The following is a 14,464-nucleotide window of genomic DNA, read 5'->3' on the forward strand; positions in this document are numbered from 1 at the left end:
TGTTCGACCTCTCCTTTTTCATTCTTTCTTTTGCTCCGTTTTAAAGAGCATACTGCGCGTTTATGCAGTCACCTAAAATACATGCAAGATTTGTGCCATCCTCTGCATATATTACATAATATAGCTGCTTATATCCGTTCTTACGCACAAAAAAAATTTTTTATTGATTCTAACACCAAATAGAAAAAAAGAATACCTCTCTATTTATATGCAATAAATTGCACACCATGCATTTTATTGCATGCTGTTATTTGCAAGATTGTATTTTTCCAACTTATAATACAAAGAACGCAGGGAAATATTGAGCTGTTTTGCTGTTTTCGTTCGGTTATACTCGTTTGCAAGCAGCACTTTTTGAATAAGTTCCGCTTCGTAATTTTCCATCATGTGCGCTAAAGTCTTCCCTTCGAACATTACCTCTTCATTCACCTGATTTTTTTCTTTTTTGCCCTTGCCTTCAAGTGAAGGGAGATGAACAGAATCAATCATTGTTTCTGTATAGTGCATATAAATAATCGCTCTGCCTAATATGTTTTCAAGCTCTCTGACGTTTCCTGGCCAGTCGTATGATCTTAATGACTGTAAAGCCCGCTCTGTTACTCCTTCAACATGCCGGCCGTAATCTTGATTAATTTTTGTAATTAAGTGTGTAACAAGCGCACCAATATCCTCTTTTCTCTTCCGAAGAGGAGGTATGTGAATCGGAATTTTGTTTAGCCGATAATACAAGTCCTGTCTGATGCTTCCATCAGCCATTCCTTTTTCTAAATTCACATTCGTAGCTGCAATAACGCGAACATTCACCGGAATAGGAGTCGTTCCTCCAACGCGAATAAGCTCTTTTTCTTGAAGCACCCGAAGCAGCTTAGCCTGCATATGAGCTGAGAGCTCCCCGATTTCATCTAAAAAGATGCTACCGTTATTGGCTTCTTCAAAAACGCCGCGTTTCCCCCCTCTTTTTGCCCCGGAAAAAGCTCCTTCTTCGTACCCAAAAAGTTCACTTTCAAGCAAGGACTCAGAAAGCGCAGCACAGTTAATCCGGACAAATTTGTTAAACTTTCGGCTGCTCGCATTATGAATCGCATGTGCAAACAGCTCTTTACCCGTCCCAGATTCACCTCTAAGCAAAACAGTAGCTGGTGTTTTAGCAGCAAGTCTAGCCTGCTCAATTGCTAACTGAAACTCTTCAGATTGACCAATGATATCAGCAAATGAATATTTCGCTTCAAGCGTTCTGATAATTTGACGCGCTCTTTTGAGTTCATTTGTAAGCTCTTGAATTTCAGACATATCATGAATAACACCAACGCTGCCTTTTAATTTTCCATCAACAATAACGGGGGCAACATTGACAACCACGTCTCTTTTACTCGGACCGAGCCTCATTCTTACACCTCGGACAGGACGCCTTGTTTGCAGTACCTTCATGTGCATACTGTCTCCTTCAGAGATATCGGCAGTCGCGGGCTGACCAATAATATCCGTCTTTTTTAAACCCGTAATTCTTGTATAAGCAGGATTAATTAAAATTCCTCTTCCTTCTTCATCGACAACGGAAATAGCTTCTTCAGAAGATTGTATAATAGCTTGAAGCATAGTTTGTACTTCTTTTAAGTTCGTAACTTCTTCTGCCAATCCGACAACGTCCGTAATATCTTTAAAAATCGAAAAGGCCCCAAACAGCTCTCCATTCTCGTCGAGTATTGGTATTCTAGTCGTAATTACCTTCCGTCCGCTATCTAACACAAATTCACTATTTTGATCAATCGTTTTTGTATGAAGAACATCAACAAGTTTACTATTTGGAATGACTTCATGAAGATGCTTACCAATTACATCTCTGTGTGAAAAGTTCGTCAAACGCTCGGCACTTTGATTAAATAGCGTAATATATCCATTCCTATCAATCACGACCATCGCATCATGAGCTGCGTTAAAAATAAGATCATATTTATACGATTCTTGCTTTAACCTCTGAATTAACTCTTCTTTTTCCTCCATCAGATTTGCCATAATTTCAGCAACCAATCCCGGCACTACCAGTGCATCAGCGGGTTTGCTTCTTTGCAATTGTTGAAAGACGCCTTGTTTACCTGTTGTTTCAACAATGACATCGAGCTGCTTTGTGATATAAGGCTCCCAATTCATTCCGGTTGAAATATCTTGTTCTTGCGCATGCAAAACAGCCGGCGCGTTAGCTCGTACGTCTACTACACCAATCACTTTCATAAATTCTGTTTCCAACAAGATTTTCAGAATAGCTAATCCGCCTTTTCCTCCTCCAACGATCAACACATTTTGCATATTTTTTCACCTTTTCTACTTAATATGTACATATCCCGTGCAAAATATTGCATATACCTATCATATAAAAAAAGAAACGCTCTTGACAATTTATTTAGTTCTTTTATGATTCAAGTATAACGGTTTCATAATGTAAACGCATTCATTTTAAAAAAGAGAAGCGAAAGGAGCAGTTATGGTTCGAATTATCGCACTGCTAATCTTACTTATTCCCGGTATACTCGCTGGCTATGGCATTAAACTTATGAGAGATATGATTTTTGGCATCCTGCAATCCCCGTTCCCTTCTTTATTTTTGCAATTTTCAGTCGGCCTTCTATTATTTTTAATCGGCCTTGGATTTGTTGCTGGCTTTATTCTGCACAGAGACCGCAAGCGAAACAAAGTTCAAAACAGATTTCAAAAAGATAAAAAAACATCGCATTAATGCGATGTTTTTTTACGAAAAGCGTCCTCCAAATTGCTTCACCATTTTTTCTGGATAATCGGTAATAACGGATTCACATCCATATTTTCGAAGCTGCTCAGCTACTTTTACATCATTTACTGTGTAAGGTCGCACTGGAATTTGACAATCTTTTGAAGCCGCTACATTTACTTCATTAACAGTACGCTGATTAGGGTGAAGAGCTTTTGCGCCAAGATGCTGCGCATATACCCAAGGCTCATACATCGGATAAGAATATAAAATAGCTGTTTCAATCGTAGAATCCAGAGAACCAATTCGGGCTAAGCTGTTATGATTAAAAGATGAAATCATCGTTCGATCCTTCATCTTGTATAAATAAATTAAATCCAAGACTTTCATTTCCAAGTATGGATAGTCAAATATATTGTTTTTCAACTCAATATTTACGCTAATTCCTTCACTTGAAGCCCACTCCATTACTTCATTTAACGTGGGGATTTTACATACTCCATACTTTTTTTTGAACTTATAGCTCGCATCTAATTTTTTTAAATCTTGATACGTAAAATCTTTTACATCCCCTTTTCCATTCGTCGTTCGATCTACTTTTTCATCATGAATTACAGCAAGTTCTCCATCCTTTGTCATATGCACATCAAGTTCAATTCCGTGTGCTCCAACTCTCGCTGCTTCTTTGAAGGAAATCATCGTATTTTCAGGAAACGTTCCAGCTGCGCCGCGATGACCTATTACAAACATACTTGCTCAACTCCTCTATTATCACTTATTATTAACTTTAGCATTACTTAATAGTGAAAGCACGAATTTACTGTTTATACTTTTTTACTTTCATTACTTTATATGCAAAAGGAGGTTGTTGTGTATGAGACCACTGCAAATTTCACCGGATACAGCCGTAAAATTAGCGGAACAATTAAATATCCCCCTCGAGCAATTAATGCATATGCCTCAGCATATTTTGCTGCAGAAACTTGCTGAATTAAATGCGAGCGAAGATAAAAAAGGATCTGAATAACAGATCCTTTTTTCTTTTGAATTTCCATTTCCAAAAATAGTATTACCTTATCATTTCATTCCCTATAACATATATTAGAATATTTAATAATATAAATGTATTTTTAAAAATGCTTTTAAATAAGTAATTTAATANCAATAAAAAGACTAGTCATTCAATGACTAGTCTTTTTTGTTTCTAAAAATTACAAAGTGAATTTAACTTTTAAATTATGTTACACTATAGTGGATTCATTTAATTTTTTATTATAAAAGTTCTTTTTGACGTTGTAAGAAACTTCTTTCAAACTGGAGGCTGCATTTTGGGTAAGAAATCAAAAAAAGTACTATACGAATTACAGGAAAATGAAACAATCGCAAGTTGTTTAGATCGGATGAAAAAAGATGGGTATATGCCCGTTCGACGCATGGAAAAGCCTATCTTTGAAGAAAAAGAAATAAATGGTAAAAAAGAGTATGTTCCGGTAAAGCAACAGATTATTTTCGAAGGGAAAAGTCTCTAAATACGAACATTTTAATGATAAAAATAGTAAATATTCGATTTTTAGGTTGACTTTTTTCCGGTTTGGCTGTTATTATTAAGTTGTCAATTGAGATATCCGAAACCTCATATAATAGTGGGAATATGGCCCACGAGTTTCTACCCGATGACCGTAAATCATTGGACTATGAGGAGAGTACAATTACTAAATAGGTAAACATGATTCCTTTTCAAAAGGAATGTTGATACATGAAACCTAGGGTAGTTGTGGCTTTCCTTTAGTGAGCCATAACTTTACCCTAGGTTTTTTTATAACGTGAAAAAGGAGCTTTTATTCATGAATGTAAAAGTTGCTGTTGTGATGGGCAGTCAGTCAGACTGGAGTACTATGAAATATGCGTGTGACATTTTAGATGAATTAAATATTGAATATGAAAAGAAAGTTGTATCAGCACATCGAACGCCGGATTATATGTTTGAGTACGCTGAAACTGCTAAAGAACGAGGGATTAAAGTTATTATTGCTGGCGCTGGTGGCGCTGCTCACTTACCTGGTATGATTGCTGCAAAAACAATTTTACCTGTAATAGGTGTACCGGTTAAATCAAGTAACTTAAACGGTTTAGATTCACTTTTATCGATTGTTCAAATGCCAGGCGGCGTACCGGTAGCTACAGTAGCTATTGGAAAAGCTGGTTCTACGAACGCTGGCCTGCTAGCAGCACAAATCTTAGCAACACAGGATCCAACGTTAAGTGATCAACTTGAAAATCGTAGAGAGTCTATTAAATCATCTGTGTTAGAAAGTAGTGATCAACTTGTCTAATTTACTTATACCTCCTGGTAAAACAATTGGAATCGTAGGCGGTGGACAGCTAGGAAGAATGATTGCACTATCTGCTAAAGAAATGGGTTATTACATTGCAGTGCTTGAACCAACAGAAGATTCTCCTTGCGGTCAAGTAGCAGATATTAAAGTCATTGGCAACTATGATGATAGAAAAGCGGTTGAACAGCTTGCTGAAGTGTCAGATGTCATCACCTATGAATTTGAAAACGTTGATGTTGAGATGATGAAATGGCTAGAAACAAAATGCTACGTGCCACAAGGCAGTCATTTACTAGCCATCACACAAAATCGTCGTTTAGAAAAAGAAATGATTACAAAGCTTAATCTAGACGTTCCTGATTACTCAATCGTTACGACTGAAGAAGAACTTTTAAAAGCTGTCGAAACAATTGGTTATCCATGTGTTGTAAAAACTTGCCGAGGCGGATATGACGGTAAAGGGCAAGTTCTAGTGAAAAATGAGAATAATATTCGTGAAGCAGCTGAGCTATTAGCACAGTCGGAATGCATTGTAGAACAATGGATGAACTTAGATAAAGAAGTATCAGTTATTGTACACCGCAATGCAAAAGGCGAAACGGTATGTTTACCAGTAGCTGAGAACATTCATAAGCATCATATTTTGCACCAAACGATTGTTCCGGCACGTATTACAGCAGATCAAGAAGCGAAAGCTCTTCAATATGCGCAAGAAATAGCAAAAGGATTAGATTTAGTTGGTACATTAGCAGTTGAAATGTTCCTAACTGAAGAAGGTCAGCTTTATATAAATGAAATGGCACCTAGACCTCATAATTCAGGTCATTATTCAATCAATGCTTGTGATCTTTCTCAATTTCAGCAGCATGTAAGAGCCATTTGTAACTGGACCCTAGCACAGCCGACTTTATTAAAACCTGCTGTTATGGTTAACCTATTAGGGGAACATATTGAGAACACAATGGCAAAAATCGAATGTTTAGATGATATGCACTTGCATTTGTACGGAAAAAAAGTTGCAAAAGAGAAGAGAAAAATGGGACATATCACGGTATTAGCTGATAAGATAGATGAGGCGATAGAAAAAGCCGAATCTCTAGGAATTTGGGAAAGAACGGAGGACGTAACAACATGATTGAACGTTATACAAGACCAGAAATGGCAGCTATTTGGACAGAAGAAAATAAATTTAAAGCTTGGTTAGAAGTTGAAATTCTAGCTTGCGAAGCATGGTCAGAATTAGGACATATTCCGAAAGAAGATGTAAAGTTAATTCGTCAAAATGCATCTTTTGATATTAACCGCATCAATGAAATTGAACTAGAAACGCGTCATGACGTAGTAGCTTTCACTCGTGCAGTATCTGAAACGCTTGGTGAAGAGCGCAAGTGGGTACACTACGGTTTGACTTCAACTGACGTAGTTGATACAGCTCTATCTTATTTATTAAAGCAAGCTAATGAAATCTTGCTAAGTGACGTAGAGCGCTTTGTAGAAGTACTAAAGGAAAAAGCTCAAGAACATAAGTATACGGTTATGATGGGACGTACGCACGGTGTACACGCTGAGCCAACGACATTTGGTTTGAAAATGGGATTATGGTACGAAGAAATGAAGCGTAACCTAGAGCGTTTAAAACGTGCTGCAGCTGAAGTGGAATTCGGTAAAATGTCAGGAGCAGTTGGAACGTTCGCTAACATCGATCCTTTTGTTGAAAAATACGTATGTGAGAAGTTAGGAATTTCACCAGCACCAATCTCTACGCAAACATTACAGCGTGACCGTCATGCACACTATATGTCAGTACTAGCGTTAATTGCGACATCTATTGAGAAATTTGCAGTAGAAGTTCGCGGTCTTCAAAAGAGTGAAACACGTGAGGTTGAAGAGTACTTTGCAAAAGGTCAAAAAGGATCATCTGCAATGCCTCATAAACGTAATCCAATCGGTTCTGAGAACGTAACGGGACTTGCTCGCTTAATTCGCGGCTATATGGTTACAGCTTATGATAATGTACCGCTTTGGCATGAGCGTGACATCTCTCATTCATCGGCAGAGCGTGTCATCTTACCTGATGCAACGATTGCTTTAAATTACATGTTAAATCGTTTTGCAAACATTGTTAAAAACTTAACAGTATTCCCTGACAATATGAAGCGCAACATGGATCGTACACTAGGATTAATTTACTCACAGCGTGTACTGTTAACACTAATCAATAAAGGCATGGTACGCGAAGAAGCATACGACTTAGTACAGCCAAAAGCAATGGAAGCATGGGAAACGCAAGTTCCTTTCCGTTCTTTAATTGAAGGCGAAGAGCGCATTACTCGCCACTTATCACCAGAAGAGATTGAAGATTGCTTCGATCATAAGCACCATTTAAAAAATGTAGATATGATCTTTGACCGTTTAGGTCTTTAATAAAAAAGGCAAGGCACGTCCTTGCCTTTATCTAAGAAAGTGTATCTGAATATTCTGTATGTAGAGGTGACAGCATGGAAAAGCAAGAGTTACTTTATGAAGGAAAAGCGAAAAAAATTTACGCTACTGATGAGCAAGATGTATTGTGGGTTGCTTATAAAAATGAAGCTACAGCATTCAACGGTCAGAAAAAAGCGGAGATTAGCGGAAAAGCACAGTTGAACAATCAAATTAGTAGTTTACTATTTTCAATGTTACATGAGCAAGGGATTACAACTCACTTTGTGAAGCAGCTTTCAGATCATGAACAAGCGGTTAAGAAAGTAGAAATTGTCCCGCTTGAAGTTGTTGTACGAAATGCTACAGCAGGAAGCCTTGCGAAGCGAATTGGCGTAGAAGAAGGTATTCGTTTTGAACAGCCAATCGTTGAACTTTATTACAAAGACGATGCGCTTGGTGATCCATTAATTCTTGCAGAACATGCGATTTTCCTTAAGGCTGCAACTCAAGAAGAGATTGATAGTTTAAAGGCACAAGCACTTCAAATCAACGAAATATTATCGAAATTTTTCAAAGATAAAGATATTTTCTTAGTAGATTTTAAATTAGAATTCGGCCGTACTTCTCAAGGCGACATTATTTTAGCGGATGAAATTTCACCTGACACTTGCCGCTTCTGGGATGTTCATACGAACGAAAAATTAGATAAAGATGTATTCCGCAGAGATTTAGGCGGTTTAACAGAAGCATACGAAAAAATCTTACAGCGAATCGGAGGATAACCCAACCATGTATAAAGTAAAAGTATTTGTCACATTAAGAGAAAGTGTATTAGACCCTCAAGGAGTAGCCGTTAAAAATTCATTGCACCGTATGTCTTATGAAGAAGTAGAAGAAGTACGCATCGGTAAATTTTTAGAGCTAACAATCGACAGCACAGATTCATTAGATGAACGCGTAAAAGAAATGTGTGAAAAGCTTTTAGTTAATACAGTAATTGAAGATTACCGTTACGAGGTTGAGGAGGTTGTCGTACAGTGAAATTTGCTGTAATTGTTTTTCCAGGATCAAACTGTGACGTCGATATGTATCATGCTATCAAAGATGAGCTTGGTGAAGAAGTAGATTACGTTTGGCACGATACAGAATCATTAGATCAATATGATGGTATCTTGCTTCCAGGTGGTTTCTCATATGGAGATTACCTTCGTTCAGGTGCTATCGCTCGTTTCTCAAATGTAATGGACGCTGTAAAAAAAGCAGCAAGCCAAGGAAAGCCAGTACTAGGTGTATGTAATGGATTCCAAATTTTATTAGAAGCAGGATTACTGCCAGGTGCTATGCGCCGTAATGAAAACTTAAAATTCATCTGTAAAACAGTGAATTTGAAAGTAGCTAATAACGAAACAATGTTTACAAATGCTTATGGCAAAGATGAAGTAATTGCTATTCCAGTGGCACACGGTGAAGGCAACTACTATTGTGATGAACACACGTTACAAAAATTGATTGAAAACAACCAGATTCTTTTCCAATACGCAGGTGATAATCCAAACGGAAGTCTTCAAGATATTGCAGGGATTACGAACGAAACAGGCAACGTATTAGGAATGATGCCTCACCCAGAAAGAGCGGTAAGCGATCTTTTAGGAAGCGCGGACGGACTTAAATTATTTCAATCAATCGTAAAGCAGTGGAGGGAACAAAATGTCGTTACTTCTTGAACCAAATGTAGAGCAAATTAAAGAACAAAAGTTATATCGAGACATGGGATTAACAGACGAAGAGTTTGCGAATGTAGAGCAACTGCTTGGTCGTACTCCTAATTATACAGAAACAGGCTTATTCTCTGTTATGTGGTCAGAGCACTGCAGTTATAAAAACTCTAAGCCTGTACTGAAAAAATTCCCTATCACGGGTGAAAAAGTATTACAAGGTCCTGGTGAAGGAGCTGGTATCGTTGATATTGGTGACAACCAAGCCGTTGTATTTAAAATCGAAAGTCATAACCATCCATCAGCGATTGAACCTTATCAAGGAGCAGCAACTGGTGTAGGTGGTATCATTCGTGACGTCTTTTCAATGGGAGCAAGACCGATTGCACTTTTAAACTCTTTGCGTTTTGGTGAATTAACATCTCCAAAGGTTCGTCATTTGTTTGAGGAAGTAGTAGCGGGAATCGCAGGTTACGGTAACTGTGTAGGAATCCCAACAGTAGGCGGAGAAATTCAGTTTGAAGCTTCATATGAAGGAAATCCGCTTGTTAACGCTATGTGTGTGGGTTTAATTAATCACGAAGACATTCAAAAAGGTCAAGCTAAAGGCGTTGGCAACACGGTTATGTACGTAGGAGCAAAAACAGGCCGCGACGGCATCCACGGCGCAACATTTGCTTCTGAAGAACTATCTGATCAGTCAGATGAAAAACGTCCTGCTGTACAAGTAGGAGATCCATTTATGGAAAAACTTCTTCTTGAAGCTTGCTTAGAACTTATCAAGTGTGACGCTTTAGTCGGTATTCAAGATATGGGTGCTGCGGGCTTAACAAGTTCTTCAGCAGAGATGGCAAGTAAAGCGGGTTCTGGTATTGAAATGAACCTTGATCTTGTACCTCAGCGTGAAACAGGTATGACACCATATGAAATGATGCTTTCAGAATCTCAAGAGCGCATGCTTATCGTTGTTGAAAAAGGCCGTGAAAATGAAATCGTAGAAATCGTAGAAAAATACGGATTAGAAGCTGTTTCAGTTGGTCATGTAACCGACGATAAGCGCCTTCGTTTAACTCACAACGGAGAAGTAGTAGCAGATGTTCCTGTAGATGCATTAGCAGAAGATGCACCGGTATACCACAAGCCATCTCAAGAACCAGCATACTATCGTGAGTTCCAAGAGCAGTCAGCATATGCTCCTACTGTTGAAAATCACAGTGATATGTTAGTAACACTTTTAAAACAGCCTACTATTGCAAACAAAGAGTGGGTTTACAACCAATATGACTATCAAGTACGTACAAACACAGTTGTATCTCCTGGATCTGATGCGGCGGTTGTTCGTGTACGTGATACAAATAAAGCATTAGCGATGACAACAGACTGTAACTCTCGCTATTTATACCTAGACCCAGAAGTAGGCGGCCGTATTGCAGTAGCAGAAGCTGCTCGTAACCTTGTATGTTCAGGTGCCCAGCCTCTTGCAATTACAGACTGCTTAAACTTCGGTAACCCTGAAAAACCAGAAATCTTCTGGCAAATTGAAAAAGCAACAGACGGTATGAGCGACGCTTGCCGTGAGCTATCGACTCCGGTTATCGGCGGTAACGTATCTCTTTACAATGAAACAAAAGGTGAAGCAATTTACCCAACTCCTGTTATCGGAATGGTTGGTTTGATCGACGATCTCAACCATATTACAACTCAATATGCGAAGCAAAAAGATGACTTAATCTATGTGATTGGTAAAGCTGAAGCAGAATTCGCAGGTACTGAGCTTCAAAAAGTACTAGAAAACGGTACGGTATTTGGGCATTCACCTAAATTAGATTTAGCAGTTGAAAAAACACGTCAAGATCAGCTTCTTCAAGCAATTCGTGAAGGTGCAGTTCAATCTGCTCACGATATTGCAGAAGGAGGATTCGCGGTAGCCCTAGCTGAAAAAGTGATGAACGGCAGCGGATTAGGTGTGGACGTAACGGTAGACGGCGAAGCAACAGCAGAGCTATTCAGTGAAACACAATCGCGTTTTATCGTAACGGTTTCTCCAGAGAATAAAGAAAAATTCGAAATGCTTGTACAAGATGTAACATTAGTAGGACGCGTAACAGAAGACGCAACATTAACTGTTAAACATCAAGAAAATGTTCTTGTTCAATTATCAGTTGAAGAATTAACTACTGCTTGGAAAGGAGCGCTTCCATGCTTGCTGAAATCAAAGGCTTAAACGAAGAATGTGGCGTATTCGGTGTATGGGGACATGAAAATGCAAGCCAGATTGCTTATTACGGTTTGCATAGCTTGCAGCACCGCGGACAAGAAGGCGCTGGTATTGCTGTAACAGACGGAGAAAAAGTGACAGTAATGAAAGGTGTCGGTCTTGTTAACGAAGTATTTGGCCACGGAGAGTTAGAGCAACTAAACGGTAAAGCAGCAATTGGACACGTTCGTTATGCAACAGCTGGAGGCGGAGGGTTTGAAAATGTTCAACCCCTTCACTTCCGCTCTCATAGCGGAAGCCTTGCGTTAGCTCATAATGGAAACTTGGTTAATGCAAATGCATTAAAGCATCAGCTGGAAAACCAAGGGAGTATTTTTCAATCAACATCGGATACAGAAGTACTTGCTCATTTAATTAAACGAAGCGGCTATGAAGATATGAAAGATAAAGTAAAAAATGCTTTATCAATGGTTAAAGGCGCATACGCATTCGTTATCTTAACAGAAGATACGATGATGGTTGCACTTGACCCTCACGGATTGCGTCCGTTATCAATTGGACGATTAGGTGATGCTTATGTAGTAGCTTCTGAAACATGTGCGTTCGATATCGTTGGAGCAGTTCATGAGCGTGATGTAGAGCCGGGTGAATTACTCATTATTAACGATGAAGGTATTCAATCAGAACGTTTCACATTAAATGTAAACCGCGCAATTTGCAGTATGGAATATATTTATTTCTCAAGACCAGATAGTAATATTGATGGAATCAATGTTCACTCTGCTCGTAAAAACCTTGGGAAACAACTTGCAGTTGAGTCACCGATTGAGGCAGACGTTGTAACAGGCGTTCCTGATTCAAGTATTTCAGCAGCGATCGGTTTTGCAGAACAGTCAGGAATTCCATACGAATTAGGTTTAATTAAGAATCGATACGTAGGCCGTACATTCATTCAGCCTTCACAAGAATTGCGTGAACAAGGTGTAAAAATGAAGCTGTCTCCTGTACGTAAAATTGTAGAGGGTAAACGTGTTGTCATGGTAGATGATTCTATCGTTCGCGGCACAACAAGCCGTCGCATTGTTCGTATGCTTCGAGAAGCAGGAGCAACTGAAGTACATGTACGCATCAGTTCACCCCCTATCAAAAATCCATGTTTTTATGGAATTGACACGTCGTCATCCTCTGAGCTAATTGCTGCTACGCGCTCTGTTGAAGAAATTCGTGAATTGATTGAAGCTGATTCACTTGTTTTCTTAAGCAACGAAGGGTTAGTAGATGCAATCGGCAGACAGTATGAAGGCAACGGCGGACAGTGTATGGCATGTTTCACTGGAAAGTATCCAACTGAAATTTATCCAGATACTGTACACCCTCATGAAAAGGTAACTTGTTAGTTTTAACGTAAAAAAGGAGTGACAACATGTCATATTCATATAAACAAGCTGGAGTTGACTTAGAAGCAGGATATGAAGCTGTTTCACGTATTAAAAAGCACGTAGAACGCACTGCTCGTGCAGGTATTATGGGAACAGTCGGCGGCTTTGGCGGAATGTTCGATTTATCTACATTGAATTTAAAAGAGCCTGTTCTTGTTTCTGGTACAGATGGAGTAGGAACAAAATTGAAACTTGCTTTTCAGATGGATAAGCATGACACAATCGGTGTGGATGCAGTGGCCATGTGTGTAAACGACGTTTTAGCACAAGGAGCAGAGCCTCTTTACTTCTTAGATTATATTGCTTGCGGGAAAGCAGTTCCTGAAAAAATTGAATCGATTGTAAAAGGAATTGCAGACGGCTGTGAACAATCCAACTGTGCGTTAATTGGCGGAGAAACAGCTGAAATGCCAGGTTTATACGAAGAAGATGAATATGATCTTGCAGGGTTTACAGTAGGAGCAGTAGAAAAGTCAGAAATTATTACTGGAGATGAGATTAAAGCTGGACAGCTGTTAATCGGTATTTCATCTAGCGGTATCCACAGCAATGGCTACTCTCTTGTACGTAAAATCGTTGATGATCAAGGATTAAATCTTCAAGAAACTTACGCTGGTTTTAACGAAAAGCTTGGAGTTGAGTTATTAACACCAACAAAAATATACGTGAAGCCGGTCCTAAAAGCATTACATGCAGCTAAGATTGCAGGTATGGCTCATATTACTGGAGGCGGATTTGTTGAAAATATCCCTCGTATGCTTCCTGAAGGTTTAGGTGTAGAAATCGATTACGGTTCTTGGCCAATTCCATACGTGTTTGATTTCCTTGAAGAGCAAGGCAAGCTAGACCGTAAAGAAATGTTCGAAGTATTTAACATGGGAATCGGATTTGTTTTAGCTGTTGAACCTGAAGATATGAATAAAGTCATTGAAGCAATTGAAAACGAAGGCGAAAAAGCATTTGTTATCGGACGTGTCAAAGAAGGAACAGGTGTTGAATTTGCTGGAGGGACGTTTGCATGATAAATATTGCAGTGTTTGCTTCTGGAAACGGCAGTAACTTTCAATCCGTCTACGAAGCGACTCAGTCAGGTCGATTAAAAGCAAATATCGCGCTTGTTGTTTGCAATAAACCCGATGCATACGTAATTGAACGAGCAAAAGCATGTGGAATACCATGCTTTGTTTGTTGGCCTAAAGACTATGAAAATAAAGAAGCGTATGAAGCAGCAATTCTTGCAGAGCTTACATCAGCTAAAGTAGAATTTCTTGTTTTAGCAGGATATATGCGATTAGTTGGTTCGACGTTGCTTAAGCCATACAAAAATCGTATTGTTAATATTCATCCGTCGCTTTTACCTGCATTTCCTGGGATTGATGCTATTGGTCAAGCTTTTGATGCAGGAGTAAAAGTGATTGGAATTACCGTGCATTTTGTAGATGAAGGAATGGATACAGGACCAATTATTGATCAGCAGGCTATTCGCATTGAAAAAGGCGATACAAGAGAAACAGTCGAGGCCCGCATTCATGAAATTGAACATCAATTTTATCCCGCGGTACTAAATGAATTATTTGAACAAGCCGCAGTTAAATAAATAGGATGTAACC

15 protein-coding genes and 1 riboswitch are annotated in these 14,464 nt (G+C 38.9%); of the genes, 13 read left to right on the plus strand and 2 right to left on the minus strand.

All coding sequences use genetic code 11. From position 1 onward, the window contains the following. Positions 1-234: 234 nt before the first annotated feature. Positions 235-2,304, minus strand: a complete 2,070-nt coding sequence (locus ACFX4W_RS10730; RefSeq protein ID WP_280560236.1) for a sigma-54-dependent Fis family transcriptional regulator — start codon at positions 2,302-2,304, stop codon at positions 235-237. A gap of 175 nt (positions 2,305-2,479) precedes the next feature. On the opposite strand from ACFX4W_RS10730, the gene ACFX4W_RS10735 reads away from it, so the two are divergent. Beyond that, on the plus strand, positions 2,480-2,731 hold the full coding sequence (locus ACFX4W_RS10735; RefSeq protein WP_013059128.1) for a DUF2627 domain-containing protein: 252 nt from the start codon (positions 2,480-2,482) through the stop codon (positions 2,729-2,731). 12 nt (positions 2,732-2,743) lie between these two features. On the opposite strand, the gene ACFX4W_RS10740 is transcribed toward ACFX4W_RS10735, so the two are convergent. Continuing rightward, positions 2,744-3,472: a glycerophosphodiester phosphodiesterase gene (locus tag ACFX4W_RS10740; RefSeq protein ID WP_377559376.1), complete on the minus strand. Its 729-nt coding sequence runs from the start codon at positions 3,470-3,472 to the stop codon at positions 2,744-2,746. Positions 3,473-3,596: 124 nt separating this feature from the next. On the opposite strand from ACFX4W_RS10740, the gene ACFX4W_RS10745 reads away from it, so the two are divergent. From ACFX4W_RS10745 to purN, 12 genes are all read left to right on the plus strand, one after another. Then, complete coding sequence (locus ACFX4W_RS10745) at positions 3,597-3,749, plus strand: YycC family protein (protein WP_013059130.1); 153 nt, start codon at positions 3,597-3,599, stop codon at positions 3,747-3,749. 301 nt (positions 3,750-4,050) lie between these two features. Next, positions 4,051-4,251 carry an NETI motif-containing protein gene (locus ACFX4W_RS10750; RefSeq protein WP_043975822.1) on the plus strand — a complete coding sequence of 67 codons (201 nt, stop codon included), beginning with the start codon at positions 4,051-4,053 and terminating at the stop codon, positions 4,249-4,251. A gap of 84 nt (positions 4,252-4,335) precedes the next feature. Then, a riboswitch (purine riboswitch) is annotated at positions 4,336-4,437 on the plus strand. 129 nt (positions 4,438-4,566) lie between these two features. Next, positions 4,567-5,055, plus strand: coding sequence for a 5-(carboxyamino)imidazole ribonucleotide mutase (gene purE, locus ACFX4W_RS10755; protein ID WP_013055034.1), 489 nt, complete (start codon positions 4,567-4,569; stop codon positions 5,053-5,055). Continuing rightward, a complete protein-coding gene (gene purK / locus ACFX4W_RS10760) occupies positions 5,048-6,193 on the plus strand; it encodes a 5-(carboxyamino)imidazole ribonucleotide synthase (protein WP_043975820.1) in 1,146 nt (381 codons plus the stop codon). Before purE ends, purK begins: the two co-directional genes overlap by 8 nt. Further along, positions 6,190-7,482, plus strand: coding sequence for an adenylosuccinate lyase (purB, locus tag ACFX4W_RS10765; RefSeq protein WP_043975818.1), 1,293 nt, complete (start codon positions 6,190-6,192; stop codon positions 7,480-7,482). The genes purK and purB overlap by 4 nt, the downstream gene beginning before the upstream one ends. Positions 7,483-7,556: 74 nt before the next feature. Beyond that, positions 7,557-8,264 carry a phosphoribosylaminoimidazolesuccinocarboxamide synthase gene (purC, locus tag ACFX4W_RS10770; protein WP_013055037.1) on the plus strand — a complete coding sequence of 236 codons (708 nt, stop codon included), beginning with the start codon at positions 7,557-7,559 and terminating at the stop codon, positions 8,262-8,264. Positions 8,265-8,271: 7 nt separating this feature from the next. Then, positions 8,272-8,523, plus strand: coding sequence for a phosphoribosylformylglycinamidine synthase subunit PurS (purS, locus tag ACFX4W_RS10775; RefSeq protein ID WP_013055038.1), 252 nt, complete (start codon positions 8,272-8,274; stop codon positions 8,521-8,523). After that, a complete protein-coding gene (purQ, locus tag ACFX4W_RS10780; RefSeq protein WP_013055039.1) occupies positions 8,520-9,206 on the plus strand; it encodes a phosphoribosylformylglycinamidine synthase subunit PurQ in 687 nt (228 codons plus the stop codon). The genes purS and purQ overlap by 4 nt, the downstream gene beginning before the upstream one ends. Further along, a complete protein-coding gene (purL, locus tag ACFX4W_RS10785) occupies positions 9,190-11,421 on the plus strand; it encodes a phosphoribosylformylglycinamidine synthase subunit PurL (protein ID WP_028410200.1) in 2,232 nt (743 codons plus the stop codon). The genes purQ and purL overlap by 17 nt, the downstream gene beginning before the upstream one ends. Next, positions 11,397-12,812, plus strand: a complete 1,416-nt coding sequence (purF, locus tag ACFX4W_RS10790) for an amidophosphoribosyltransferase (protein WP_013055041.1) — start codon at positions 11,397-11,399, stop codon at positions 12,810-12,812. The genes purL and purF overlap by 25 nt, the downstream gene beginning before the upstream one ends. A 26-nt stretch (positions 12,813-12,838) precedes the next feature. Continuing rightward, complete coding sequence (gene purM, locus ACFX4W_RS10795; protein WP_013081441.1) at positions 12,839-13,876, plus strand: phosphoribosylformylglycinamidine cyclo-ligase; 1,038 nt, start codon at positions 12,839-12,841, stop codon at positions 13,874-13,876. Beyond that, positions 13,873-14,451, plus strand: coding sequence for a phosphoribosylglycinamide formyltransferase (gene purN / locus ACFX4W_RS10800; RefSeq protein ID WP_280558977.1), 579 nt, complete (start codon positions 13,873-13,875; stop codon positions 14,449-14,451). The genes purM and purN overlap by 4 nt, the downstream gene beginning before the upstream one ends. The last annotated feature ends 13 nt before the right edge of the window (positions 14,452-14,464 follow it).

The organism is Priestia sp. YIM B13489, from assembly GCF_042787645.1.
Lineage (GTDB): Bacteria > Bacillota > Bacilli > Bacillales > Bacillaceae_H > Priestia > Priestia megaterium.

Bases quoted from the DNA above. Each gene is read 5' to 3' on its own strand.
- purB (WP_043975818.1), top strand. From the start codon at position 6,190: ATGATTGAACGTTATACAAGACCAGAAATGGCAGCTATTTGGACAGAA.
- purE (WP_013055034.1), top strand. From the start codon at position 4,567: ATGAATGTAAAAGTTGCTGTTGTGATGGGCAGTCAGTCAGACTGGAGT.
- ACFX4W_RS10745 (WP_013059130.1), top strand. From the start codon at position 3,597: ATGAGACCACTGCAAATTTCACCGGATACAGCCGTAAAATTAGCGGAA.
- purM (WP_013081441.1), top strand. From the start codon at position 12,839: ATGTCATATTCATATAAACAAGCTGGAGTTGACTTAGAAGCAGGATAT.
- ACFX4W_RS10735 (WP_013059128.1), top strand. From the start codon at position 2,480: ATGGTTCGAATTATCGCACTGCTAATCTTACTTATTCCCGGTATACTC.
- purN (WP_280558977.1), top strand. From the start codon at position 13,873: ATGATAAATATTGCAGTGTTTGCTTCTGGAAACGGCAGTAACTTTCAA.
- purC (WP_013055037.1), top strand. From the start codon at position 7,557: ATGGAAAAGCAAGAGTTACTTTATGAAGGAAAAGCGAAAAAAATTTAC.
- purS (WP_013055038.1), top strand. From the start codon at position 8,272: ATGTATAAAGTAAAAGTATTTGTCACATTAAGAGAAAGTGTATTAGAC.
- ACFX4W_RS10730 (WP_280560236.1), bottom strand. From the start codon at position 2,304: ATGCAAAATGTGTTGATCGTTGGAGGAGGAAAAGGCGGATTAGCTATT.
- ACFX4W_RS10740 (WP_377559376.1), bottom strand. From the start codon at position 3,472: ATGTTTGTAATAGGTCATCGCGGCGCAGCTGGAACGTTTCCTGAAAAT.
- purL (WP_028410200.1), top strand. From the start codon at position 9,190: ATGTCGTTACTTCTTGAACCAAATGTAGAGCAAATTAAAGAACAAAAG.
- purF (WP_013055041.1), top strand. From the start codon at position 11,397: ATGCTTGCTGAAATCAAAGGCTTAAACGAAGAATGTGGCGTATTCGGT.